Origin of the sequence: Streptomyces sp. NPDC127092, from assembly GCF_042722475.1 — a bacterium.
GTDB lineage: Bacteria > Actinomycetota > Actinomycetes > Streptomycetales > Streptomycetaceae > Streptomyces.
Genome location: NZ_JBHXFE010000181.1, coordinates 1 through 428, shown reverse-complemented (window position 1 = coordinate 428; position 428 = coordinate 1). Strand labels below are relative to the sequence as shown.

Here is a 428-nt window from a genome sequence, read left to right as displayed (position 1 = left end):
CCACGGAGCGCGGCAGACGCACCGCGTCCAGCAGCTCCTCGGCGCGGGCCAGGCGCGAGCGCCGGTCCCCCACCTTGTGCACGACCATCGGCTCGGTGATGATGTCGCCGATCGGGAACCGCGGGTCCAGCGAGGCCGCCGGGTCCTGGAAGACCACGCCGATGTTCTTGCGCAGGGCGCGCTGCTGGGCCTTGGGCATCGTCGCCAGGTCGTGGCCCTGGATGCGCAGAGAGCCCTCCGCGATGGTGAGCAGGCCGAGCACCGACTTGGCGATGGTGGACTTGCCCGAGCCGGACTCGCCCACCAGGCCCAGGATCTCGCCCGGGGCCACCTGGAAGCTGACGTCGTGGACCACGCGGTTCTTCTTGCCGCGGTGGTCGTACTCGAGGTGGAGGTTCTCCGCCTCGATCGCGTACCGGGCGTGCGTC

At 71.0% G+C, this 428-nt stretch carries 1 protein-coding gene; it reads right to left on the bottom strand.

What is annotated here, in order from left to right:
• Window positions 1-428 (bottom strand): ATP-binding cassette domain-containing protein (locus tag ACFWJO_RS38595; RefSeq protein WP_386872866.1); only part of this gene is annotated, 428 nt, incomplete at both ends.